This is a genomic window from Micromonospora sp. NPDC047762 (genome assembly GCF_043204655.1).
GTDB lineage: Bacteria > Actinomycetota > Actinomycetes > Mycobacteriales > Micromonosporaceae > Micromonospora.
In genome coordinates this window covers 1,037,597-1,060,733 of sequence record NZ_JBIDCQ010000001.1, presented here as the reverse complement: position 1 = coordinate 1,060,733, position 23,137 = coordinate 1,037,597, and the positions used below count along the sequence as shown (strand labels likewise).

General features: G+C 70.8%; 22 protein-coding genes. 19 read left to right on the top strand and 3 right to left on the bottom strand.

Features of this window, described 5'->3' with window-relative positions:
* Nucleotides 1–405 (top strand): tetratricopeptide repeat protein (locus ACGF3C_RS05160; protein WP_393218879.1); only part of this gene is annotated, 405 nt, incomplete at its 5' end.
* Here ACGF3C_RS05160 and ACGF3C_RS05155 read toward each other — a convergent pair.
* On the bottom strand, nucleotides 399–1,673 hold the full coding sequence (locus tag ACGF3C_RS05155; protein ID WP_357226130.1) for a glycosyltransferase: 1,275 nt from the start codon (nucleotides 1,671–1,673) through the stop codon (nucleotides 399–401). The two genes, ACGF3C_RS05160 and ACGF3C_RS05155, sit on opposite strands and share 7 nt — an antisense overlap.
* 136 nt (nucleotides 1,674–1,809) lie before the next feature.
* On the opposite strand from ACGF3C_RS05155, the gene ACGF3C_RS05150 reads away from it, so the two are divergent.
* The 12 genes from ACGF3C_RS05150 (at nucleotide 1,810) to ACGF3C_RS05095 (ending at nucleotide 15,770) form a co-directional block, all read left to right on the top strand.
* Nucleotides 1,810–2,670, top strand: a complete 861-nt coding sequence (locus tag ACGF3C_RS05150) for an Fpg/Nei family DNA glycosylase (RefSeq protein WP_393218876.1) — start codon at nucleotides 1,810–1,812, stop codon at nucleotides 2,668–2,670.
* A gap of 264 nt (nucleotides 2,671–2,934) precedes the next feature.
* Entirely contained in the window at nucleotides 2,935–4,506 is a 1,572-nt protein-coding gene (locus ACGF3C_RS05145; RefSeq protein ID WP_357226158.1) for a sugar transferase, read from the top strand.
* Nucleotides 4,507–4,545: 39 nt separating this feature from the next.
* Entirely contained in the window at nucleotides 4,546–5,772 is a 1,227-nt protein-coding gene (locus ACGF3C_RS05140) for a histidine kinase (protein ID WP_357226122.1), read from the top strand.
* Nucleotides 5,773–5,795: 23 nt separating this feature from the next.
* Nucleotides 5,796–6,557, top strand: a complete 762-nt coding sequence (locus ACGF3C_RS05135) for a LytTR family DNA-binding domain-containing protein (RefSeq protein ID WP_355005152.1) — start codon at nucleotides 5,796–5,798, stop codon at nucleotides 6,555–6,557.
* Between the two features lie 66 nt (nucleotides 6,558–6,623).
* Nucleotides 6,624–7,292, top strand: coding sequence for a DUF5701 family protein (locus tag ACGF3C_RS05130; RefSeq protein ID WP_357226118.1), 669 nt, complete (start codon nucleotides 6,624–6,626; stop codon nucleotides 7,290–7,292).
* A 145-nt stretch (nucleotides 7,293–7,437) separates the two neighbouring features.
* Nucleotides 7,438–8,118: a response regulator transcription factor gene (locus tag ACGF3C_RS05125; RefSeq protein ID WP_357226115.1), complete on the top strand. Its 681-nt coding sequence runs from the start codon at nucleotides 7,438–7,440 to the stop codon at nucleotides 8,116–8,118.
* Nucleotides 8,115–9,188 (top strand): ATP-binding protein, encoded by a 1,074-nt coding sequence (locus tag ACGF3C_RS05120; RefSeq protein WP_393218871.1) that lies wholly within the window; start codon nucleotides 8,115–8,117, stop codon nucleotides 9,186–9,188. The genes ACGF3C_RS05125 and ACGF3C_RS05120 overlap by 4 nt, the downstream gene beginning before the upstream one ends.
* Entirely contained in the window at nucleotides 9,185–11,023 is a 1,839-nt protein-coding gene (locus tag ACGF3C_RS05115) for a DUF4153 domain-containing protein (protein WP_393218868.1), read from the top strand. Before ACGF3C_RS05120 ends, ACGF3C_RS05115 begins: the two co-directional genes overlap by 4 nt.
* A gap of 44 nt (nucleotides 11,024–11,067) precedes the next feature.
* Nucleotides 11,068–11,481, top strand: a complete 414-nt coding sequence (locus tag ACGF3C_RS05110) for a hypothetical protein (protein ID WP_328651696.1) — start codon at nucleotides 11,068–11,070, stop codon at nucleotides 11,479–11,481.
* Entirely contained in the window at nucleotides 11,482–13,122 is a 1,641-nt protein-coding gene (locus tag ACGF3C_RS05105; RefSeq protein WP_357229328.1) for a cation acetate symporter, read from the top strand.
* 195 nt (nucleotides 13,123–13,317) lie between these two features.
* A complete protein-coding gene (locus ACGF3C_RS05100) occupies nucleotides 13,318–14,082 on the top strand; it encodes an ABC transporter ATP-binding protein (protein WP_357229331.1) in 765 nt (254 codons plus the stop codon).
* Nucleotides 14,067–15,770 (top strand): ABC transporter permease, encoded by a 1,704-nt coding sequence (locus ACGF3C_RS05095; protein WP_393218862.1) that lies wholly within the window; start codon nucleotides 14,067–14,069, stop codon nucleotides 15,768–15,770. Before ACGF3C_RS05100 ends, ACGF3C_RS05095 begins: the two co-directional genes overlap by 16 nt.
* On the opposite strand, the gene ACGF3C_RS05090 is transcribed toward ACGF3C_RS05095, so the two are convergent.
* Nucleotides 15,767–15,910, bottom strand: a complete 144-nt coding sequence (locus tag ACGF3C_RS05090; protein ID WP_393219106.1) for a DUF397 domain-containing protein — start codon at nucleotides 15,908–15,910, stop codon at nucleotides 15,767–15,769. The genes ACGF3C_RS05095 and ACGF3C_RS05090 overlap by 4 nt on opposite strands.
* 70 nt (nucleotides 15,911–15,980) lie before the next feature.
* Entirely contained in the window at nucleotides 15,981–16,313 is a 333-nt protein-coding gene (locus tag ACGF3C_RS05085) for a hypothetical protein (protein ID WP_393218859.1), read from the bottom strand.
* Between the two features lie 173 nt (nucleotides 16,314–16,486).
* On the opposite strand from ACGF3C_RS05085, the gene ACGF3C_RS05080 reads away from it, so the two are divergent.
* From ACGF3C_RS05080 to ACGF3C_RS05055, 6 genes are all read left to right on the top strand, one after another.
* On the top strand, nucleotides 16,487–17,080 hold the full coding sequence (locus ACGF3C_RS05080; protein WP_393219103.1) for a flavin reductase family protein: 594 nt from the start codon (nucleotides 16,487–16,489) through the stop codon (nucleotides 17,078–17,080).
* A gap of 176 nt (nucleotides 17,081–17,256) precedes the next feature.
* Nucleotides 17,257–17,622 (top strand): DUF485 domain-containing protein, encoded by a 366-nt coding sequence (locus ACGF3C_RS05075; RefSeq protein ID WP_355004471.1) that lies wholly within the window; start codon nucleotides 17,257–17,259, stop codon nucleotides 17,620–17,622.
* A complete protein-coding gene (locus ACGF3C_RS05070; RefSeq protein ID WP_393218855.1) occupies nucleotides 17,600–19,291 on the top strand; it encodes a cation acetate symporter in 1,692 nt (563 codons plus the stop codon). The genes ACGF3C_RS05075 and ACGF3C_RS05070 overlap by 23 nt, the downstream gene beginning before the upstream one ends.
* Before the next feature lie 89 nt (nucleotides 19,292–19,380).
* Complete coding sequence (locus tag ACGF3C_RS05065) at nucleotides 19,381–20,358, top strand: NAD-dependent epimerase/dehydratase family protein (protein WP_357229340.1); 978 nt, start codon at nucleotides 19,381–19,383, stop codon at nucleotides 20,356–20,358.
* 76 nt (nucleotides 20,359–20,434) lie between these two features.
* On the top strand, nucleotides 20,435–21,661 hold the full coding sequence (locus ACGF3C_RS05060) for an LCP family protein (RefSeq protein ID WP_393218852.1): 1,227 nt from the start codon (nucleotides 20,435–20,437) through the stop codon (nucleotides 21,659–21,661).
* Nucleotides 21,662–21,820: 159 nt separating this feature from the next.
* On the top strand, nucleotides 21,821–23,092 hold the full coding sequence (locus tag ACGF3C_RS05055; RefSeq protein ID WP_393218849.1) for an LCP family protein: 1,272 nt from the start codon (nucleotides 21,821–21,823) through the stop codon (nucleotides 23,090–23,092).
* Nucleotides 23,093–23,137: the final 45 nt, after the last annotated feature.

Genomic DNA, 23,137 nt, shown 5'->3' with positions numbered 1-23,137 from the left:
CATGTGTACGACGGGTTGGGTGATCGGCGGCGGGCCCTCGACCACTACCACCAAGCCCTGCCCATCCGGCGGGAAGTCGGCGACCGAGCCGGCGAAGCCACCACTCTCAACAACATCGGCCATGTGTACGACGGGTTGGGTGATCGGCGGCGGGCCCTCAACCACTACCACCAAGCCCTGCCCATCCAACGGGAAGTCGGCGACCGAGCCGGCGAAACCGTCACCCGCTACAACATCGCTATGGTCCACCGGGCGGACGGTGACCTGGACCAGGCGATCCGGGAACTCGAACACGTGGTCGACCTCGACCGGCAGGTCGACCATCCCGACCTCGAAGCCGACAGCGCCCTCCTCGAACAATTCCGCCGACAACGCGCCCTGGCTGACCCGTCCAGGGGTCAGTGAGGGCGGGTCAGGCTGGCGTAGATGTCCAGGTGTCGTTTGATGACCACGTCGGGGTGGAACGTCTGCTCGTACCGCAGCCGGGCCGGTGCGGAGAGCGCGGCGGCACCGGCTCGCGCGACCGGGAGCGCGGCGGCCAACGCGGCCGCTTCCGGCGGGACCACCCAGCCTGCGGTGCCGGTGACCAGGCCGGCCGGCACCGCAGGCGGACCTGCCGGTGGCGGGGCATGGCCGGCGACGGCGGAGGCGATCGCGGCGGGCCCGGTGCCGGCGGGCTCGTGCGGGGCGTCGGCCCCGACCAGGTACGGAATGCCGCCCAGCGCCGTCCCGAGCACGGGTCGGCCGCTCGCCAACGCCTCGATGATCACGGTGGGCAGCACGTCGTGCCACATCGCGGCGGCGATCACCACGGCACTCGCCTCGACAGCGGCCTGCACGCCGGCCCGGTCGAGCTGACCGAGGTAGACCACGTCGGGTCGCTCGGCGGCGGCTGCCTCCACGAGCGGGCGCAGCTCGCCGTCACCGGCCACCCGCAGCGTGCCCAGCGAACCCACCGGGTGCCGGCGCCAGGCGTCGAGCAGCAGGTCGACGCCCTTCTCTGGAGAGAGTCGGGCCATGTAGAGGAACCCGTCGCCCAGCGGCGCCGGCCGACCCGGGTCGGGTACGGAGTTCGGCTTCACCACGATGCGTTCGTCCGGAATGCCGTAGTCGCGGAGGTGATCGGCGATCGCCGAGGTGAGCGCGATGTACCGGTCCACCGAGCGCCAGGTGCCCCGGTGCACGGCCAGGGTGGTCGCCATCAGCGCGCTCTGCACGGCCGAGTCGCGGTAGCAGCGGTGCTTGATCGCGGGCACACCCAATGCCCGACCCTTGCAGTCCTGGCAGATCACGCCGTCACGGAAGTAGATCCCCGACGAGCAGACCTGCCGGTAGTTGTGCACCGTCTGGACCACCGGCACGCCGTGCCGGTGCGCGGTCCGAACCACCCAGGGCGAGATCAGGGGGTACGGGTTGTGCAGGTGCAGAACGTCCGGTCGGTGCTCGGTGAGCAGGCGGCTCAGGTCGTGTTGCGCGCGGGGCGCCCAGATCGGCGAGATCGGCAGCAGGGCCTTCGCCGACTTCGACATCGACGGGATCTCGTCCGAACTGCGGATGAAGGGCAGCACCTCGACGCCAGCGGCGGTGAGCTGGGCGATCTCCGAGTCGACGATGGTGTTCTCACCAGAGGGTTGGGCTTCCCGGTACCGGTTGTGTGCCACCACGATTCTCACGGAGCTTGCCTCTCGTTCGCGGCTGTGCCGACTGTTGCTCGCGACTGCGGGGCTCGCAAGCTCACTCCTCGCGCTCGCGGTGGAAACTCGCAAGCTCATTCCTCACGCTCACGGGAAAGAAGGCTACCGTTGTGTCGTGCCCGAACTACCGGAGGTTGAGGCGCTCGCGGGTTACCTGCGTCAGCGCGCGGTGGGGCGGCGCGTCGATCGGCTGGAGATCGCCGCGATCAGCGCCCTGAAGACGTACGAGCCGGCACCCACCGAGGTCGCCGGCCGGGCGGTGGTCGACGCCGGTCGGCACGGAAAGTTCCTCGACGTCCTGTTCGAGGGTGGCCTGCACCTGGTGGTGCATTTGGCGCGGGCAGGCTGGCTGCACTACCGGGAGGCGTTCCCCGCCACCACGCCGCTCCGTCCGGGCAAGGGCCCGATCGCGGTGCGGGTACGCCTGGATGACGGTTCCGGCTTCGACCTCACCGAGGCCGGCACCCAGAAGAAGCTGGCCGCGTATCTGGTCACCGACCTCGCGACGGTCCCCGGGGTGGCCAAGCTGGGCCCGGACGCGCTCGCCGCGGATCTGCCCCTCTTCGCCGAGCGGCTGCGGAGCAGGCGGGGGCAGCTCAAGGGGGTGCTGACCGACCAGTCGGTGCTGTCCGGGGTGGGTAACGCGTACTCCGACGAGATTTTGCACGCCGCGAAGCTGTCCCCGTTCGCGATCACCGATCGGCTCACCGACTCCCAGATCGCCACCCTGCACGCCGCCACCCGACAGGTTCTCGGCGACGCTGTCGAGCGGTCCCTCGGTCAGCGGGCCGCGGAGCTGAAGGGCGAGAAGCGCTCCGGGCTGAAGGTGCACGCCCGCACCGGTCTGCCCTGCCCGGTCTGCGGGGACACCGTGCGCGAGGTGTCGTTCGCCGATTCCAGCCTCCAGTACTGCCCGACGTGCCAGACCGGCGGCAAACCACTCGCTGACCGTCGGTTGTCTCGCCTCGTACGGTGAGTAATTCCACTTCAGGACTACGGAGCGGAATCGCCCTCACTGAGTGAAAGCTCCGGTCCGCCGTTCTGGCCACGCGCGTATCCATCGGTATAGTGGCCCGGTCCCCGGCTTCTGAAATGGTGCGGAGCCGGCCAGATCCCGCCAGCACCGGCGGTCGCCAATCTCCTTCGGGGCGACGACCGGTCGGAGCCCGCGTGGGAGACTGGGACGGTGGGCGACCCGGGCCTTCACGCCGAGTGAGCGGCCCGTGTCATGCGGGAGGACATGGGTGAGGTGACGGCAAGCCTCCAGCGCCCGGTAACCAACGAAGGCCGGAGCAGACTCGTGCGGCACGTCGACAGCTTCGAGATCCAGCCGCCGACGCCGCCGTCCCACAACGGCGTCCCTCGGTCGGCGTGGACGAGGTCGCGACGCCGTGTCTCCCGCTGGCACCGCCCCTACATCGCGACTCTGCTGCTGCTCGACTTCGGCGCGGCGGCGTTCGCCAGCTGGATCGCGATCCAGCTCTTCGACCAGGCCGCCTCCGGGTTCTCCGGGACCCAGCAGGACCCGACGTGGTTCCACACCGTCTCCTACCTGCTACTTCCACTCGGCTGGGTGGTCATCCTCTGGAGCAACCGGGCCTACGACCGGCGCTACCTGGGGCTCGGCCCGGACGAGTTCAAACGGGTGATCCGGGCATCGGTGACGGTGGCCGCGAGCGTCTCCTTCCTTGCCTTCTCCACAGTCACCCAGCTCTCCCGGTTCACCGTGGGCACGGCGCTGGTCGGCGCGACGTTGTTGATCCTGTGGGGCCGTTTCGTCGCCCGGTGGGCGCTGCACTACATCCGGCGGCGGGCCGGCCAGGCCGCTCACCGGATGGTGCTGGTCGGCACCCTGCCCGAATGCCTGGAGGTCTACGCGGCGGTCACCCGCAGCCCGGCCGCCGGGCTCATGCCCGTCGCCATCCACATCACCGACGGGTACGCGGCGGCCAGGGGCATGCCGACCCCGGTTCCGGTGTACGCCGGACGCGACGTCCTGGCCCTGGTCCGTGAGGTCGGTGGGGACACCATCGCCGTCTGCGGGTCGGCCAGCGCCGAGCCGGGCGAGTTGCGCCGGCTGGCCTGGCAGTTGGAGGGCTCCGGCGTTGACCTGGTGGTCGCCCCGCAGCTCACCGACATCGCCGGCCCCCGGGTGCACATCCGGCCGATCGAGGGTCTGCCGCTGCTGCACGTCGAGGAGCCGACCCTCTCCGGGCCGGCGCTGCTGGCCAAGAACCTGATGGACCGGGTCGCCGCCGGTCTCGGCCTGCTGCTGCTGATCCCGCTCTTCCTGGCCATCGCCGTGGCGATCCGGATCTCCGACCCCGGGCCGGTCTTCTTCCGCCAGCCCCGGGTGGGGCACGAGGGGCGCACGTTCCGGGTGTGGAAGTTCCGGACCATGTACGTCAACGCCGAGGACCGGCTGGCCAGCCTGGTCGATCGGAACGAGACCGACGGCATGCTGTTCAAGATGAAGGAGGACCCTCGGGTCTTCCCGGTCGGCCGCTTCCTGCGGGCCACGTCGCTGGACGAGCTGCCGCAGCTGATCAACGTGCTGTGGGGCGAGATGTCGCTGGTCGGGCCCCGCCCGCTACCGGCCGACGACGGTGACTTCCTGGGTGACGTGCGGCGCCGACTGCTGGTCCGTCCCGGCATGACCGGGCTGTGGCAGGTCTCCGGCCGCTCCGACCTGTCCTGGGACGAGTCGGTCCGACTGGACCTCTACTACGTCGACAACTGGTCGCTGGCGTACGACCTGAGCATCCTGTGGCGCACCGTCGGGGTGGTGCTCGCCCGAAAGGGCGCGTACTAGAGGGTTGGCGCGCCGGCTCGCAGGGGCGAGGATCGCTGCGTGGCTGCCAACCTCTCCGCCGTGGTCGGCGTCGTCTCACTCGTCACTGCGCTGACCGCGGCCCTGCTGGCGGTGCTGCGGCTGCGGGCCCGCCGTGGCATCGCCACCGCCACCCAGCGGGCCACCTACGAGGTGCTGCACACCGCCGGCCTGGCCGCCGAGCCACTGCGGGCGGGGTTGAGCGAGGCGGGCGCGGCGAAGGCCGTACGGCATCTGCGGGCGCTGGTGGGCGCGGTCGGGCTGGCGCTCGCCGACGCCGACCGACTGCTCGCCCTCGACGGGCGCGGCACGCACCACGGGGAGCAACTGCTCGCGGCGGCGCAGCGGACTGTGAGCAGCGGGCGCTCGACGGTGCTGGGTGAGCAGGAACTGCACTGCGACCGGGTCGACTGCCCGGTCCGCGGGGCGGTGGTCGCACCGTTGCTGGGGGCCGACGGCCGGGTGGTGGGCGCGCTGGTGGCGGTCGCCGACAGCCCGCCGCCTCCGGGGTTGGTGCAGGCCACCCTGGAGACGGCGCACTGGGCCGGCAACCAGCTGGCCCTGGCCGAGCTGGACTCGTCGCGGGAGCGGCTGGCCCGCGCCGAGATCCGTGCGCTGCGGGCGCAGATCAGCCCGCACTTCATCTACAACGCGCTGACCGCCATCGGCTCGTTCGTCCGCACCGACCCGGAGCGGGCCCGGGAGCTGATCCTGGAGTTCGCGGAGTTCACCAGGTACTCGTTCCGGGCGCACGGGGAGTTCACCACGCTGGCCGAGGAGCTGCGGTCGATCGACCGCTACCTGACCATCGAGCGGGCCCGGTTCGGCGACCGGTTGCAGGTGCGGTTGCAGATCGCCCCGGAGGTGCTGCCGGTGACGCTGCCGTTCCTCTGCCTCCAGCCGCTGGTGGAGAACGCGGTTCGCCACGGGTTGTCCCGCAAGCCGGGCACGGGCATGGTGAGCATCGAGGCCCGGGACGCGGGCGCCGAATGCCACATCACGGTGGAGGACGACGGAGTGGGAATGGATCCGACCACGCTGACCGCCGGCATCGCCGAGCTGGCCCACGGCACCGGCGACCCCGGTGAGGACACGGGCCAGCACGTCGGCCTCTCCAACGTCGACGAGCGGTTGCGCTCGGTCTTCGGGGACCGGTTCGGCCTGGTCGTGGAGACCGGGTTGGGCTCGGGCACGAAGGTGAGCATGCGGGTGCCGAAGTTCCACCCGGGCGTACGGGCAGGGTCGTGAGCGAGCGGACCGGGACGGGGGCGGTGAACGCGACCGGTTTCCTGCGCGTCCTCGCCGTGGACGACGAGCCGCCCGCGCTCGACGAGCTGGCGTACCACCTGCGGGCCGACCCCCGGGTGGCCCGACTGCACACGGCCGGGGATGCCACCGAGGCGCTGCGGCTGCTGCGCGACGGTGACGTGGACGTGGTCTTCCTGGACATCCGGATGCCCGGCCTGGACGGGATGGAGCTGGCCCGGGTGCTGCGCCGGTTCGCCCGGCCACCGGCGATCGTGTTCGTCACCGCGTACGACGACGGCGCGGTGGACGCCTTCGATCTGGGCGCCACAGACTACGTGCGGAAACCGGTGCGCGCCGATCGGCTGGCCGAGTCGCTGCGCCGGGTGATCGGCTCACGGGTGGTGCCGTCGCACCCTGCGGCGCTGGCCCGCGCGGAGGAGGACCCGACCATCCCCATCGAGCTGGCTGGCACCACCCGGATGCTCCCCCGCTCGGCGGTGCGCTGGGTGGAGGCGCAGGGCGACTACGCCCGGTTGCACACCGCGGAGGGGTCGCACCTCGTACGGGTGTCGCTGGCCACGCTCGCGGAACGCTGGGCCGATGCCGGCTTCGTCCGGGTGCACCGGTCGTACCTGGTCCAGTTGAAGTTGATCGCGGAGCTGCGGTTGGTCAACTCCGGCTACGTGGTGGTGATCGACTCCACCGAGTTGCCGGTGAGCCGGCGGCACACCCGGGAGTTGAAGGACAAGCTGGTCAGGGCCGCGAAGCAGGACTGGAGTCGCTGAGCCGGGAATGGCAACAGCCCTACCGTACGTTGTACGCTAGTCCGTACGACTTCCGGGAGGCCTGCCGTGACCGAGACCCCGTTCGACGCCGCATCCGAGTTCGACAGCCAACTCGACCGACTGGTGCAGCTCGGTTACCCCGCCCTCGCCGGGCTGACCGAGAGCGCTTTCCGCGACCTGGTCGCGCCGCTGCGGGCCACTGCGGTCGAGGGGACCGCCGGGCTGCCCGCGCCCACCGACGCCCGGGTGCCGTTCCTGTTGGTCATCACCCGGGACCTGATCGGTGTGCCGGAACGGGTGGGGCTCACCACGCTGGCCGGCAAGCGCAAGCCCGGCGTCATCGACCGGAACTACGCCGAGGACGATCTGCCCCGCTTCGACCCGATCAAGGAACTGGAGGTCCCGGCCGGTCCGGCGTACCTGCTCTTCGACGTCGACCGGGGCGAGGAGTTCCGCAATCTGGCCCCGGCCACGGCCATGGAGGGGATCACCGCTCAGGGCCGGTTGCCGCTGAGCATCGACGAGGGGCTCGCCTTCATCACGCTGCACCCGGCCGCGTTGGCGAGCAACCGGTGCTTCTCGCTGGTCGGCTCCCGCTGCGGCGACAAGCGGGTGCCGGCGCTGTGGATCAGCCAGGGCGCACCCAAGCTGGGCTGGTGCTGGTACGGCAACCCGCACACCTGGCTCGGCTCCGCCTCGGCCCGACCGGAGCGCATCCCGTTGAAGACCTCGTAGGCCTGGTCGTCCTCGGGGAGGCTCTGGAGTTCCCACACGCCAGCCGGCATGATCCCCGAGTTATCCACAGCCGTTCGCGGTTCTCCACAGGTTATTCACAACGCAAACCACTGATCTCCACGGCCGCTCCCTACAGTCAGGACCCATGAACGAACGCCGGGTACTGGTGGTCGAGGATGAACGGACCATCGCCGAGTCCATCGCCGCCCGACTGCGGGCCGAGGGATTCACGGTGGAGATCGCAGCGGACGGGCCCAGCGCGGTCGCGCAGTTCCACGCCGGACAGCCGGATCTCGTCGTCCTCGACGTGATGCTGCCGGGCTTCGACGGACTGGAAGTGTGCCGCCGGATCCAGGCCGACCGGCCGGTGCCGGTGCTGATGCTCACCGCCCGCGACGACGAGACCGATCTGCTCGTGGGGCTCGCGGTCGGCGCGGACGACTACCTCACCAAGCCGTTCTCGATGCGGGAACTCACCGCCCGGGTGCATGTCCTGCTGCGTCGGATGGAGCGGGCCGCCGCCACTCCCGCGCCGCCGGCCATCCGCCTCGGCGACATCGAGATCAACCAGGCCGAGCGACGGGTCCGCCGGGCCGGGGCGGACGTGCACCTCACCCCTACCGAGTTCGACCTGCTGGTCCACCTCGCGGGACGACCCCGCACTGTGCTCCCCCGGGAACGGCTGCTCGCCGACGTCTGGGGATGGGTCGACGGGAGCGGCACCCGCACCGTGGACAGCCACATCAAGGCTCTGCGCCGCAAGCTCGGCGCCGACCTGATCCGGACCGTCCACGGCGTCGGGTACGCCCTGGAGATGCCCTCGTGATCGGCCGCGCGATCGACTGGCTGGAACGGGTGCTACCGCGTCCACTGGATCCCGTCCGTTCGATCAAGATGAAGCTCGGCGTCCTGCTGGTCGCGTCCTGGGCCGTGGCCATCGGTTACTTCTGGTACGGCATCGGTTGGCTCCCGCCCGGCACGGCGGTCACCAGCATCTGCATCGCGCTGGTGACCTCGCAGGTGCTCGCCCACGGGATGACGTCGCCGCTGCGCGAGATGACGGCGGCCGCCGGCGCGATGGCCCGCGGCGACTACACACGTCGGGTGCGCGCCACCTCCCGCGACGAGGTCGGCGAGCTGGCCCAGGCGTTCAACAAGATGGCCGAGGACCTGCACGCCGCCGACCAGCGCCGACGCGAGCTGATCGCGAACGTCTCGCACGAGTTGCGTACGCCGATCACCGCGTTGCAGGGCGTGCTGGAGAACATGGTGGACGGGGTCGCCGACCCCGAACCGGCCGCGCTGCGTTCGGCGTTGGCCCAGACCCAACGGCTCGGGCACCTCGTCGCCGACCTGCTCGACCTGTCCCGACTCGACGCCGGGGTGGTGCCGCTGCGGCGAGTACGCATCGACGTGTGGGACTTCCTCGACGAGGCGGTGGAGCACGCCACCGCCAACGCGTCCGGTGCCGGTCTGGACGTGCGCTTCGAGCTCCGGGACCTGCCCACACCGCTGACGGTCCACGCGGACCCGTGGCGGCTGCACCAGGTCTTCGCGAACCTCCTCGACAACGCGGCCCGACACAGCCCACCCGGCGGCACGGTACGGGTGTGCGCCGAGGAACACGGCGACCAGCTCCGCTTCGAGGTGAGCGACGAGGGCCAGGGCATTCCACCGGCGGAGCGTTCCCGGGTGTTCGAGCGCTTCACCCGCGGCGACCGGTCGGCCGGCGGCGGGACCGGGCTCGGCCTGGCCATCGCCCGGTGGGTCGTCGAACTGCACGGCGGTCGGATCGGTGTCCTCGATCCGAGCGGACCACACCGGGATGGCCGGCCCGGCTGCCGCATCCAGGTCACCATCCCGTGCGACGGGCCACACCGAGAAGAGGCAGCATGACCAGCCCCGGCAGTACCCCTCTCCCGGCCACCGGGCCGACCGGGCCGCAGGTCTCCCCGGTCGTCGGCCCCGGCCCGGCTGCCACACCGGTCGCCGGCCGACCTCAGGCGTGGCCTGTCGCACCCGCCCCGCCCAGGCCCCCGTCGCTGATCCAGCGCCGCTGGCCTGGGCCGTCCGGACCTGCCCGTCCGCTGGTGCTGGGGGCGCTGGCGGCTGCGGCGGTCGTCGGGGCGTCGATCCTGACGATGGTTCGTCCCGGCCTCGGCTGGCTGGTGGCTGCGCTGGCCGTCACCGCTGCCCTCGGCACCGCCAGCGTCGTCCGTTCCGGGAGGCCGTCCCCGACGGCGAGCGCCATCACAGCGACCGGCGCGGCGGTACCGCAGGGACCGACCGCCGCGCCGGGGCGGACTGTCCAGGCGGATCCGACCGCCGCGCCGGAGCCGACCGTCCAGGCGGATCCGGCCGCCGCGCCGGAGCGGACTGTCCAGGCGGATCCGGCCGCCGCGCCCGAGCCGACCGTCCAGGCGGCCACCGCCCGTCCCGGTGCCACGGGGGCACCGGGGCGGGCGGTACAGGCCCTCTGGGCCGCCGCGACGGTCGCGTTGGTCGCCGTCGGCACGGTCCGGGCCGCCGGCTGGCTCTTCGCCCTCTGCCTGCTCGCGGCGGCGGTGACCGCGGCTCTCGCGGTGACCGGTGGGCGAAGCCCACTCGGCATGCTGGTCGCCGTGACGCTGCCGCCCGCCGCGACGGTACGGGCGCTCCCATGGGCGGCACGCGGAGTACGCGACACCCGCCCGGCAGGGTCCGGGGTCGGCTTCGGACGAATCCTCACCAGCCTGGCCGTCTCCGCCGTCCTGCTGACGCTGTTCGGGCTGCTCTTCTCCTCCGCCGACGCGGTCTTCGCCGAACTGGTCACCGGCCTGCTGCCCGACATCTCGCTACCCGGCGTGATCGGCTGGGCGTTCCGCCTGGTGGTGATCGGCGGTGGTCTGCTCGGCGGCGCGTACCTGATCAGCCGCCCACCCGATCTGGAGGGCCTGCGACCGAGGCCGTCACGACCGGTCCACCGACTGGAGTGGACCCTCCCGCTGGTGTTGCTCGACGCTCTGTTCGCCGCGTTCGTGCTGGTCCAGCTGACGGTGTTGTTCGGCGGCGCGGGGCACGTGCTGCGTACGGCCGGGCTCACCTACGCCGAGTACGCCCGTGGCGGGTTCTGGCAACTGCTCGCCGTCACCGCGCTCACCCTGCTGGTGATCGCGGTCGCCGCCCGCCGGGCGTCGCAGGCCACCCGCGCGGACCGGCTGCTGGTCCGCGTACTGCTCGGCACGCTCACCGCGCTCAGTCTGGTGATCGTCGCCTCGGCGCTCTACCGGATGCAGGTCTACGCCGACGCGTACGGGGCGACCCGGCTGCGGCTTGTCGTGGCGACCATGGAGCTGTGGCTCGGGCTGCTCTTCCTCCTGGTGGGGGTCGCCGTGGTGCGGCTGCGGGCCGAGTGGCTGCCCCGGTTGGTGATCGGCACGGCGGTGCTGGCGCTGCTCGGGTTGGCGCTCGTCAATCCCGACCGGCTGATCGCCGACCGGAACGTCGACAGGTACCTGGAGACCGGCCGGTTGGACGTCGGGTACGTGTCCGGGTTGTCCGCCGATGCGGTACCCGCGTTGGCCCGACTGCCCGATCCGATGCGCATCTGCGCACTGACGCAGATCGCCGCCGAGCAGCCCCGGGACGGCCTCTGGGCGACGAACCTCGGCCGGCTGCGGGCCCGAGCGGAACTCGACACGATTCCGCTGAACGGCACCCTGACCTACTGCCTCGAACTGGGACGCTGGTGAGTGTGAGCGCTTGACAATCGCGTACGGCGGGCGAGACTGCCGGGGTGGCCAAGCAACTCCCCGACGTGGGGTCGAGCGGTGCGGTGCCGCCGCCCCGGCGGTCCCGGATCGTGCTTGCCGAGATCACCAGGCAGGACACCCGCGCCGAGCGAACCCGCGCCGAGCTGGCCCAGCAGACCCAGGTCGGCGAGGCGCTGGTCCGCGGCCTGGTCCGGGCCCAGCTCGCGCTGGCGCTGCGGCTGTCCCTGGTGGTGGCCATCGGGTTGGGCGGGCTGCCCTGGCTGTTCGCGATCGCGCCCTCGCTCGGCCGGACCACTGTCGCCGGCGTCAACCTGCCGTGGCTGCTGCTCGGGGTGGCCTCCTTTCCGTTCCTGATCGCCGTGGGCTGGGCGTACGTGCGGCTGGCCGAGCGCAACGAGCAGGACTTCACCGACCTGGTGCAACGGCCGGAGCGCTGAGTGGGCAACGACTTCGTGGTCCCGGCCATCGTCGCGGTCACCCTGGTCACCGTCGGGATCGGCTTCTACGGGCTGCGGTTGGCCCGGACCACGTCCGACTTCCTGGTGGCGTCCAGGGCGATCAGTCCGACCTGGAACGCCGCCGCCATCGGCGGGGAGTACCTGTCGGCGGCGAGCTTCCTCGGCATCGCGGGGCTGGTCCTCAAGTACGGCGTGGACGTGCTCTGGTACCCGGTCGGGTTCGCCGCCGGGTACCTGGCCCTGCTGCTCTTCGTGGCCGCGCCGTTGCGCCGCTCCGGTGCGTTCACTCTGCCCGACTTCTGCGAGTTGCGGCTGGGCTCGCGTCGACTCCGCATCCTGGCCACCGCCTTCGTGATCTTCATCGGTTGGCTGTACCTGGTGCCGCAGCTCCAGGGCGCCGGGCTGACCCTGGCCACGGTGGCCGGCTCCCCGTACCCTCTCGGAGCCCTGCTGGTGGCGGCCGTGGTCACCGCGAACGTGGCGCTGGGCGGCATGCGCGCGATCACCTTCGTGCAGGCGTTCCAGTACTGGCTCAAGCTGACCGCTCTCGCCGTACCGGTGATTTTTCTGGCCCTGCAGTGGCAGGCCGACGGCCGCCCGGCGGTGACCCCGCCCGACGGGCCGACGTTCCGGGCCGCGACAACCGTCGTGGTCGAGCACCGCGCGGCCCTCACCCTGCCCAACGGTGACATCCGGGAGGTACGCCCCGGCGACGAGTTGACCTTCGCCGCCGGTGATCCGGTGCCGAACGTCTCCGGGGTGGCCACCGATGCCAACGACTGGCTGCTGCCCAGCGCCGCCGGTGACGACGACCGGGGCCTGTTCGCCACGTACTCGCTGATCCTGGCCACCTTCCTGGGCACCATGGGCCTGCCGCACGTGCTGGTGCGCTTCTACACCAATCCGGACGGCGCGGCAGCCCGTCGGACCACCCTGGTCGTGCTGGCGTTGGTCGGCGCGTTCTACCTGCTGCCCACTCTCTACGGGGTCCTCGGCCGGATCTACACCCCACAGTTGCTGCTCAGCGGCCAGACCGACGCGGTGGTGGTGCTGCTACCCGAGGCCGCCCTGGGTGACGGCCTGGCCGGGCGGCTGCTCGCCGCGCTGGTCGCCGCGGGCGCGTTCGCGGCGTTCCTCTCCACCTCGTCCGGCCTGCTGACCAGCGTCGCCGGGGTGATCTCGACGGACGTGCTCGGTCGGGGATCGGTACGCGGGTTCCGGCTGGCCACCGTCATCGCCGGTGGTGTGCCAGCGTTGCTGGCGTTGCACGTTTCCGGGCTGGACGTCTCGCAGGTCGTCGGGCTGGCCTTCGCGGTCGCCGCGTCGAGCTTCTGCCCGCTGCTGGTGCTCGGCATCTGGTGGCGCGGGCTGACCGACGTGGGCGCCACCGCCGGCGTGGTGGCCGGCGGCGGCGCGGCGATCGGCGCGGTGCTGGTCACCGTGCTCGGCCCACCGCTGTCCGGCTGGCCGGCCACGCTCATCGCCCAGCCGGCCGCCTGGACGGTGCCACTGGCCTTCACCGTGATGGTCGCCGTGTCGATGGCGACCCGCCGCCGGGCACCGGCCGACGTAGCCGCCACCATGCTCCGCCTGCACACTCCGGAAGCCCTCCGCATGTAGGCGCGAGTCCGGCGCCGGCCCGGTCTCGCGCCAAAGCCAGCGCCGATCTTGCAGTTTCGGTGGTGGATACGAGTGTTTATGCACCTTGTGTCGGTGCAGAAAGTGCAAGATCGCGTCGCGGTCCGCCTCGGGGATGATCGCGGGTCCGTCTGTCGCTGGAGGGCGGAACTGGTGATCGGCGGATAACGTCGGCGCATGACTGTTGAGCACCCCGCGCTCGCACTGCGTGGCCTGGCCAAGCGGTTCGACGGCACGATCGCGGTGGCCGGCGTCGACCTGGACGTCCCCGCCGGCTCCTTCTACGGCCTGCTCGGCCCGAACGGCGCCGGCAAGACGACCACGCTGTCGATGGCTGTCGGGCTGTTGCGACCGGACGCCGGCTCTGCCTGGGTGCTCGGGCACGACGTCTGGCAGGACCCGGTCACCGCCAAGCGGCTGCTCGGCGTGATGCCCGACGGGGTCCGGTTGTTCGACCGGCTGACCGGGGCGGAGCTGCTGGCGTACAACGGGTTGTTGCGGGGAATGGACCCGGCGGTGGTCGACCAGCGGGCCGCCGAACTGCTGGACGTGCTGGCGCTCGGCGACGCCGGTCGCACGCTGGTGGTGGACTACTCGGCGGGCATGAAGAAGAAGATCGGCCTGGCCTGCGCGCTGCTGCACGGCCCTCGGGTGCTGGTGTTGGACGAGCCGTTCGAGGCTGTCGACCCGGTGTCCGCGGCGCTGATCCGGGACATCCTCACCCGGTACGCGACCGGCGGCGGCACCGTGGTGTTCTCCAGTCACGTCATGGAGGTCGTCGAGCGGTTGTGCTCGCACGTGGCGATCCTCGCCCAGGGCGTCATCAAGCGGGTCGGGACCATCGACGAGGTCCGCGGCGGTCGCTCGTTGGAGCAGGTCTTCGTCGAGGTGGTCGGCGGGCGCACCGCTACCGGCGAGGAGCTGTCGTGGCTCTCCCAGTGAGTGCGGACGCCACCCCCGCCGCGCCGCCACGGTCGGTCTCCGCTCGACACTTCGTACGGCTCAAGCTGCGGGTGATGGGCAACAACTTCCGGGGCCAGGGCTGGCGGATCGCCCTGTTCATCGGCGGCGCGTTGCTCGGGCTCTGGTTCGCGGCCAGCGGGTTCTTCCTCTTCGCCGCGCCGGGCCTGGCCGGCAACGGCCGGTACGCGGTGCTGGTCGCGGCGGCCGGCGGCGGGCTGCTGGTGCTCGGTTGGCTGCTCCTGCCACTTGTCTTCTTCGGCGTGGACGAGACACTCGATCCGGCCCGGTTCGCGCTGCTGCCACTGCCCCGGCGCACGTTGGTGACCGGCCTGTTCGCGGCGGCTCTGGTCAGCGTGCCGGTGCTTGCGGTGCTCCTCGCGACGTCCGGGCTGGTGCTGACCGCCTGGTCGTTGGGTGGCTGGTCGGCGGGGTTGGTCGCCGCCGTGGGTGTGCTCGCCGGGCTGCTGCTCTGTGTTGCGGCGAGCCGTGCGGTGACCAGCGCCTTCGCCACCATGCTGCGGTCCCGACGGGTCCGCGACCTGGCAGCCGTGCTGCTGGCGGTGACGGCGGCGCTGCTCGGCCCTCTGCAGGTCATCGGCCTCGCCGCGCTACGGGAGGCGGACTGGAGCCGGTTGAGCGGTGTGGCGACCGTGATCGGTTGGACGCCGTTGGGCGCTCCGTGGACGCTCGGCATCGACGTGGCCCAGGGGCGTGCGTGGGCGGCACCGATCAAGTTGCTGATCACTGTGGTGGCGCTCGGCGGCCTGCTGGCCTGGTGGTCCCGGTCGCTCGAGTCGGCGATGGTGGGCGCGGCGAGCGGCGGTAAGGCACCGGTTCGGCGCGGGGTCACGGGTGGCGCGGTCGCCCAACTGTTCCCCCGGGCCGCTGGCTGGGCCCGCCGGGACCGGTTCGGTGCCCTGGTCGCCCGGGAGGCCCGTTACTGGTGGCGGGACGCGCGCCGCCGCGCCAACCTGATCTCGATCGCGGTGGTCGGCATCTTCGTGCCCGTCTTCGTCAACGTCACCGGCGGCGACTTCGCTGCCATGGACAGCGGGGGGTTGACGGCGGCTGCCAACGACAGCTCACCGGTCGTGGTCACCATTTCCATGGTTCTCGTGGGTGTGCTGGCCGCCGCCACCCTGGCCAACCAGTTCGGTTTCGACGGCAGCGCGTACGCCGCGAACGTTGTGGCCGGCGTGCCCGGCCGGGTCGAGCTGCGGGCGAGGATGACGGCCTTCTCGCTGTACGTGCTGCCGATGCTGGCGTTCGTGTCGGTGGTGCTGTCGGTGCTGCTCAGTCGACCCGGGTGGATCGGGCTCACCTTCGGCAGCCTGGTCGCCACCTACGGCGTCGGGCTGGCGGTGAACAGCCTGGTCTCGGTGCTCGGGGCGTACTCACTGCCGGAGACCAGCAACCCGTTCGCGATGAACAGCGGCGCGGGCCTCACGAAGGGGCTGCTCACCCTGCTGAGCATGCTCGCCTCGGCGGTCGCCGCGGTGCCGATGGTGGTGGCCGCCGCGCTGCTCGGTGACGCGTGGCTCTGGCTGGCCCTGCCGGTCGGCGCCGCGTACGGGCTGGGCGCGGCGCTGCTGGGCGCGTACCTGGCCGGCGACGTGCTGGACCGCCGCCAGCCGGAACTGCTGGCAACTGTCACGCCGCGCCGTTAACCGACGCGGCGGCCAGCCGCCTGGCCAGCGTCGGCGAGAAACCCACGCCAGGCGGCCGGAGCGAAGGTGAGGACCGGGCCGGAGCGATCCTTGCTGTCCCCCGGACCAGCACGACACCAGGCAGGCGCCGTTCCGTCCAGGTGGAGGCACGCGGCCCGGCCGGTGGAGGCGACGTCCCGGCGACTGGGTCCTGCGTTCGGGCCGCCCCGGTCATCCCCCGGCCGGGGCGGCCCTCGTCGACGGGAGGAGATCAGCCATGTTCGGGTTCATCCGGGGCAGGAACGGGGCGCTGTGGTCGTACCGGAAAAGGAAGGTGGCCGCGTCGGCGGCCGTGCCGGGCGCGACCGGATCGGAGCGGTCGGCAGGCCCGCCGAACCGACCACCCGCGTGGGCTGACGGGCAGACGGTGGCCCTGCCGCGACCCGGCCGGGCCGGTTGGCTGACCCCGGCGCAGACCTGGCGGGCGAACGGCGGCCGCTGGTGAACCCCGCAGCCCAGCAGCCGGATCGGGCCTCCGACCAGGCAGGCGACCGGACGACGCACCGCACCAGGGATCGGTGTCTCACCGCGAGCGTGATGTCCCTGAGGCATCAATATGACTCACAGACATCACGGTCGTTCGGGCATTGCCCTCCGCCGAGCGGACCGCGCCGCGGCCGGGCGACCCCACCGCCCGGGACGGCCGGAGAGCCGAGGTGAGCCGGCCGCACCTGCCGATGCGGCGCGCCGACCTGCACGAGTGCTTCCTTGGTTGGGCGAGGGCCCGGGGCGGCACAATGTTTCACGTGAATCATGAGCCGGGTGCCGAGATCCACCACACCGATCCGTTCGCGGTGCCGACCGGGCAACGGTCGCCGGTACGCCGGCTGCGTGGTCGCCTCGCCGCACCGGTGACCCTCTGGACGGCGCCCGGTCCGGCCGGGCTGACCGTCTCGTCCACCCTGGTGGCCGAGGGTGAACCCGACCGGCTGCTCGGGCTGATCGACCCGGAGTCCGACCTCTGGGCGTCGGCCGAGGAGTCGGGTCGGTTCGCTGTCACGCCGCTCGGCCCGCCACACCGGCAGCTCGCCGATCGGTTCGCCGGCCTCTTCCCCGCCCCGGGCGGGCTCTTCGCCACCGGCGCGTGGAACGAGACGCCGTACGGGCCGGTTCCGGCGGACGCCGGCGGCTGGGCCGGGTGCCGGCTGGACACCGCCCGGGAGTACGGCTGGGGCCTGCTGGTCGAGGCCACCATCGAGGCTGTCGACCTGACCGGGGAGGCCACCCCGCTGCTGCACTACCGGGGTCGCTACCACGAGCTGCCGATCTGAACGGACGCCTCACCACGAGCCGACCGATCACCGCAGTGACCTGAGTCACTTGGCGCAGCCAGCCAACCGCTCGGCGCACTCGCCGACCGGCGTCGATCTCAGCCTTCCCTGCCGGGGAGTGCGCTCTCTACGGTGCGCGAAACTCCTCTGACGCCTGTGAAGGTGGTGATCCACAGATGTCCACGGACACACCCGCTCCGGCCGCTTCCCAGTCGGACAAGTACCTGGCCGTACAACGGTCGGACGAGTTCGCCGGGCTGCGGCGTGCGCTGCGCGGCTTCGTCTTCCCGATGACCGTCGCGTTCTTCCTGTGGTATGCGCTCTACGTCATTCTCTCCGCGTACGCCCGGGACTTCATGGGCACGAAGCTGTTCGGCAGCAACATCAACGTCGCACTGGTCTTCGGCCTGCTCCAGTTCGTCTCCACGTTCGTGATCGCCTGGCTCTACTCCCGGTACGCGGACCGGAAGATCGACCCCATCGCGGACCGGATCCGCGCCGAGATCGGGGAGGTGACCCGTGAAGACGGTTCACGCGGTTGAGTCGTTCCTCGCGGCTGAAGCGGGCAATCACACCGCCCGCAACCTGACCATCACGCTCTTCCTGGTCTTCGTGGCGGTGACCCTGGGCATCACCATCTGGGCCAGCCGGCAGACCAAGACGGCTACCGACTTCTACGCGGGCGGCCGGTCCTTCTCCGGTTTCCAGAACGGCATGGCGATCGGCGGCGACTACATGTCGGCCGCTTCGTTCCTCGGCATCGCCGGCATCATCGCGCTGTACGGCTACGACGGCTTCCTCTACTCGATCGGCTTCCTGGTCGCCTGGCTGGTGGCCCTGCTGCTGGTCGCGGAGCTGCTGCGCAACTCGGGCCGGTACACGATGGCGGACGTGCTGGCCTTCCGGATGCGTCAGCGTCCGGTGCGTACCGCGGCTGCGGTCTCCACCATCACGGTGTCGATCTTCTACCTGCTCGCTCAGATGGTGGGCGCCGGCGCGCTGGTCGCGCTGCTGCTCGGCATCCGGCCGGGGACGACCTTCCTCGGCATGGACGCGGCCACCGCCAAGGTGGCCACCATCATCATGGTCGGCACCCTGATGATCATCTACGTGACCGTGGGTGGCATGAAGGGCACCACCTACGTGCAGATCGTCAAGGCGTTCCTGCTCATGGGCGGCGCGCTGTTGATGACCATCCTGGTGTTGGCGAAGTTCAACTTCAACCTGTCGGAGCTGCTCGGCCAGGCGGCCGCCGCATCCGGCAAGGGCAGCGCGTTCCTCGAACCCGGGCTCCGGTACGGCGTCGAGGTCGCCGGCAACTCGACGCAGACGTTCTACAACAAGGTCGACCTGCTGTCCCTGGGCATCGCCCTGGTGCTCGGCACCGCCGGTCTGCCGCACATTCTGATCCGCTTCTACACGGTGCCGACCGCGAAGGCGGCCCGTAAGAGCGTGCTCTGGGCGATCGGCATCATCGGCACCTTCTACCTGCTCACCCTCGCCCTCGGCTTCGGTGCGGCGGCGCTGGTCGGCAGCCAGGCGATCACGGCACAGGACAAGGCCGGCAACACCGCCGCGCCGCAGTTGGCCGAAGCGCTCGGCATCGACTTCTTCGGCGGCGAACTGGGCGGGGCAGCTCTGCTGGCGATCATCGCGGCGGTCGCCTTCGCCACCATCCTCGCGGTGGTCGCCGGGTTGACGCTGGCCTCGTCGTCCAGCCTGGCGCACGACTTCTACGCGAACGTGCTGAAGAAGGGTGAGGCGTCGGAGCGGCAGGAGGTGCGGGTCGCCCGGATCTCCGCCCTGGGGATCGGCGCGGTGTCGATCGCCCTGTCGATCTACGCGCAGAACCTCAACGTGGCGTTCCTGGTGGCGCTGGCCTTCGCGGTCGCCGCCTCGGGCAACCTGCCGGCGATCCTCTACAGCCTGTTCTGGCGGCGGTTCAACACCTCCGGCGCGGTGTGGTCGATCTACGGCGGCCTGCTCTCGGCCGTGCTGCTGGTGTTCTTCTCGCCGGTGGTCTCCGGCGCGGCGACCTCGATGTTCCCGGACCACGACTGGCAGTGGTTCCCGCTGTCCAACCCGGGCATCCTCTCCATCCCGTTCGGTTTCCTCTGCGGGTGGATCGGCACTGTCATCTCCAAGGAGCACGACGAGGACAAGTACGCGGAGCTGGAGGTGCGCGCCCTCACCGGCGCAGGCGCCCACTGATCACGGCACCTGTCGAGGGGTCCCCTGTTGACGTCCCACGTCAACAGGGGACCCCTTCGGCGATTTCGGCGGTCGGTAGGCTGAGCCGCATGAAGGTTGCTGAGCGCTTTGGTTCCGATCACCGCGTCCTCGTCACCGGCGGAGCTGGCTTCGTCCCGTCACACCTGGTGGACGCCCTGATCGCCCGAGGCTGCACGGTGGTGGCGCTGGACAACTTCGTGACCGGCTCCAAGGAGAACGTCGCCCACCTGCTGGACCAGCCGACCTTCACCCTCGTCGAAGCGGACATCTCCGACGGTCTGCCGACCCACCACCCGGCGCTGGCCGAGCGGTTCGACGCGATCCTGCACATGGCCTCTCCGGCCAGCCCCACCGACTTCGCCCAACTGCCGGTGGAGATCCTCCGGGTCGGCTCGGTCGGCACCCTGCACCTGCTGGAGCGCGCGGTCGCCGACGGTGCCCGGTTCCTGATGGCCTCCACCTCCGAGGCGTACGGAGACCCGAAGGAGCACCCGCAGCGGGAGACCTACTGGGGCAACGTCAACCCGATCGGGGTCCGCAGCGTCTACGACGAGGCCAAGCGCTTCTCCGAGGCCGCGACGATGGCGTACCACCGCTACCGCGGGCTCGACGCGGCGATCGTCCGGATCTTCAACACGTACGGCCCGCGGATGCGCCCGGACGACGGCCGCGCCATCCCCACCTTCATCTCCCAGGCGCTGCGCGGCGAGCCGATCACCGTGCACGGCACCGGCAACCAGACCCGGTCGATCTGCTTCGTCGAGGATCTGGTGCGCGGCATCCTGCTGCTGCTCGACTCGACCGAGACGGGCCCGGTCAACTGCGGCACCGAGCACGAGCTGACCATGCGGCAACTCGCCGAGTTGATCGTGTCGCTCTCCGACAGCACCTCGAAGGTGACCTATGTCACCCGCAGCTCGGATGACCCGGAGATGCGCCGCCCGGATCTGACGCTCGCTCGCGAACTGCTCGGATACGAGCCGTCGGTCGCGCCCGAAGATGGCCTGCGACGCACGATCGAGTACTTCCGGTCGCGGCTAGGGTAACCGGATCTCCGCATACCGCCTGCCGCTGAGTGTCGCCTGAAGGCGGCAGTGGCTCCCGCTACGTACCCTGATTTACATGTCCGCGACCTCGTCTGCCGGCGTCCCGCATCCGTACCTGCACCGCAGCGCCGGGCGCGCATCGGTGCCCGGCCCCGATCGGGGCGCCTCCGGGCGTGCCCGTCCGACCGAGGCTCGCTTCTACCCGTCGTACGACGAGGAACAGCCCCGGCCCGGCGGTCCGGCGGGGCCGACCGGGCCTGGCGGCCCGGGTGGCACCGGCGGGTCGGGACGGCGCGGCCCGCGACCGCGTTGGGGCCGGATCGCCCTGGTGGCCGGGGCCGCGGTGCTGGTGCTGGCGCTGCTCGGCAGCGTCGGCGCCTGGTTGTACGCCCGCAACCTCAACAGTGACCTGGCCCGCACCGACCCGTTCGCGGAGATCACCGGTGGTCGGCCCGCCAAGACCGTCGATGGCGCGCTGAACATCCTGCTGGTCGGCAGCGACTCACGGGACCCGGACGCGCCGGTCGACAGCAAGAGTCAGTGGCGCGCCGACACGATCATCGTCATGCACATTCCGGCCGACCACCAGGAGGCCTACCTGGTCTCCATCCCCCGGGACCTGTACGTGCCGATCCCGGAGAGCGCCGGCGCGGACTGCGGCTCAGGTTCGCGCGCGAAGATCAACGCAGCGTTCGCGTTCGGTGGGCTGCCGCTGGCGGTACGCACCGTGGAGTGCTTCACCGACGTTCGGATCGACCACGTGATGGCGATCGACTTCGGCGGCTTCAAGGAGGTCACCGACGCTCTCGGAGGGGTGGACCTGAAGGTGGAGCGCACCATCACCTCGATCCACAAGCCGTACCGGACCTTCACCAAGGGCACCAACCACATGGATGGCGCGGAGGCCCTGGACTGGATCCGGCAGCGCAAGCAGTTCCCGGACGGTGACTTCGCCCGGATGCGGCACCAGCAGGAGTTCCTCCGAGCCCTGATGGACAAGGCGGCCAGCACCGGCACGCTGGCGAACCCGAAGAAGCTGAACGATTTCCTCAAATCGGTGACCGCGGCCGTAACCGTCGACCAGACTTTCTCGGTTACAGACATGGCGCTTCAGTTCCGTAACCTGCGCGGCCAGAACCTCACCTTTGTGACCAGCCCGAACTCGGGCAGCGACACGATCAACGGCGAGTCGGTGGTGGTGTCGGACCGGGAGAAGGCGCTCGCGATGTACCAGGCCATGTCCGCCGACACGATGGCTGACTGGGTCAAGGCGAACCCGCCGAAGAGCAACGACGGCGGCTGAGCGCGGCCCGGCTGGCACCAGCCGTTCGGATCATCGAGCGGCGACGATCGACTGAGTCTGCAAAATTCGACGTCCGGATTGACCCGGGATGAACTCGCCAAGTCGATTTGATGTACGTACAGTGGTGCCGCCCCCTCCTGATCACGAGCTGGAGCACGCATGCCGGTTCAGGCCAGTCGTCGCCCTTCTACCTCCGGGTCCGCCGCCCCCAGCGGTCGAGTCGCTGCGGCCATACCCGCGCAGGCGCGCCCCTCGGGAGGCGGGCCGGGCTCGCGTCCGCCGGGTGGCGGCGGTGGCGGCGGTGGCGGCGACCGCCCGGGTGGCGGTGGGTCGAAGAAGCGGACCAAGCGCAAGGACCCGCTCTGGGCCAGGCTGACCGTCGTCTTCGGTGCCGTGCTGATGCTGAGCAGCGGGGTGGCCATCGTCGGCAGCAAGGCGTTGATCGGGCAGGCGACCGGCGGCATCGCGAAGGGCAACCTGCTGGGTGATGCCGGCAAGTCCGACGCCGAGGGCGGTGCGAGCCTGGACGGCCCGATCGACATGCTGCTGCTCGGCGTGGACGCGCGGGAGCGCTGGGCCGCCGACGACGTGCGTTCGGACAGCATCATCGTCCTGCACATTCCGGCCACGCACGACCAGGCGTACCTGATCTCGATCCCCCGGGACACCGAGGCGCAGATCCCGGCGTTCAAGAAGAGCGGCTACGGCGGCGGTTCCGGAAAGATCAACGCCGCGTTCCAGGCCGGTGCCGCCAACGGTGGCGGCTGGGAGGGTGGCGCCCAGCTGATGGCCCAGACGATCAAGCGGCTCACCGGAATCAGCTTCGACGGCGCGGCGATCATCAACTTCGGTGGCTTCAAGAACGTCATCGACACCCTGGGCACGGTGCGGATCTGTGTCAGCCAGGAGGTCAAGTCGCTGCACATGTCGTACGTCGACGGCAAGCCGATGTGGAACGCGGACGCCAAGAAGACCGGCAAGCAGCGGACCCCGGTGGTGCACAAGAAGGGCTGCCAGGAGATGGAGGGTTGGGCCGCGCTCGACTACTCCCGCCAGCGCAAGACCCTCAAGAACGGCGACTACGACCGGCAGGCCAACCAGCAGCAGCTGATCAAGGCGATGGCGAAGAAGGCCACCGAGGGCGGGATGTTGTCCAACCCGGCCAAGATGAACAACCTGATCAAGGCGGCCGGCAAGGCGTTCGTGCTGGACACCGGCGGCGTGCCGATCGAGGACTTCATCTTCACGATGCGCGGGGTCACCGGCAACGAGCTGACCATGCTCAAGACCAACAACGGCACCTTCAACGCCAACAACAACAACACCGAGGGTCTGAACGAAGAGACCCTGGCGATGTTCCAGGCGGTCAAGCAGGACAAACTCGCCGAGTTCGTCTTCACCCACCCCGAGGTGATCTCCACCCGCAAGTGAGGCCGGGAGTCGCGGAAAGCCAGCGACGACCTCCTCACCGCCCGT